A 1,003-nucleotide genomic window follows, 5' to 3' on the forward strand; every position below is an offset into this window, starting at 1 on the left:
ACCCGGTCGGTGTGCGTGACGAGGTCCTCGATCGGGCGCGGGGCGACGTCCGGGTCCGCGCCCAGGTCGAAGACGTCAAGCGACTCGCGGATGGGCTGGATCAGCCCGTCGAGCTGGTCGCGCCGCAACTCCTCGATGAACGGGCGTCCTTCGAGATCGGCGACGGGCACGGACAGCGCTCGGGCGATGGACGCGACGACTGCCGGGCTGGCCTGTCGCTTGCCCTGCTCGATCTGAGCCATGTGGGATGCCGAGATCGCCGCTTTCAGGGCGAGTTCGGTCTGGGTCATGTGTCGAAGCTTGCGGGTCTGCTTGATCCGCTTGCCGATGGTGTCGGGCGTGAAGTCGGTCATGGTGCGTCCCTTGCGAGTCGGGCCCGGTGATCCGACGGTAGCGCCAAGTAGCCGTAGACCTCAGCCGATTCCGGCGGGTTGCCGAGGTCCGTTCCCACAGGGTTCGATGACCTTCATGTCCGTCACACGTCCTGTCCTGTACCTCTTCGGCTCCGCCGCCCCGCCCGTCCTGGACGTCGCGCACGTCGTGCGCCAGGCGCAGGACAGGGGGTGGGACGTGGTGCTCGGGCTCACGCCGACAGCGGCGAGCTGGCTCCAGGACGAAGTCCCGCAGCTAGAGCGCCTGACCGGTTACCCAGTGAAGTCCTCCTACCGTCGGCCGGGCGACCCGGACGTGCTTCCACCTGCCGACGCCGTTCTTTTCGCCCCCGGAACGATGAACAGCATCAACAGCCTCGCGCTCGGCATTACGACCTCCTGGGTCATCGGCTACGCGGCTGAGGCGATCGGTAAGGGCATCCCGCTGACCGTGATGCCGTGCACGAACACGGCGCTCACTGGTCACCCCCAGTTCTCGCGCAGCGTCACGACGTTGCGCGACGCCGGGGTCCGGGTGCTGCTCGGGGAAGGGGCCTTCGTCCCGAACGTCCCGGGGTGCCGGCCCCAGTGGACTACAGGCCCTCGACGCGGCAGCTAAGAAGAAGCAGCCC

Annotated in this window: 2 protein-coding genes; one reads left to right on the forward strand and one right to left on the reverse strand. The window is 68.0% G+C overall.

Annotated elements, in window-relative coordinates; translation table 11 throughout:
- The coding region (locus ACWDCZ_RS41760) for a helix-turn-helix domain-containing protein (RefSeq protein WP_449818783.1) at window positions 1-353 on the reverse strand (353 nt) is incomplete at its 3' end.
- 115 nt (window positions 354-468) lie between these two features.
- Between ACWDCZ_RS41760 and ACWDCZ_RS41765 the strand changes: the two genes are divergently transcribed.
- On the forward strand, window positions 469-990 hold the full coding sequence (locus ACWDCZ_RS41765) for a flavoprotein (protein ID WP_449818784.1): 522 nt from the start codon (window positions 469-471) through the stop codon (window positions 988-990).
- Window positions 991-1,003 lie beyond the last annotated feature (13 nt).

It is taken from the genome of Kitasatospora sp. NPDC001225, assembly GCF_053597855.1.

Excerpts from the sequence above, each read along its gene's own strand:
- ACWDCZ_RS41765 (WP_449818784.1), top strand. The coding sequence starts at position 469 with ATGTCCGTCACACGTCCTGTCCTGTACCTCTTCGGCTCCGCCGCCCCG.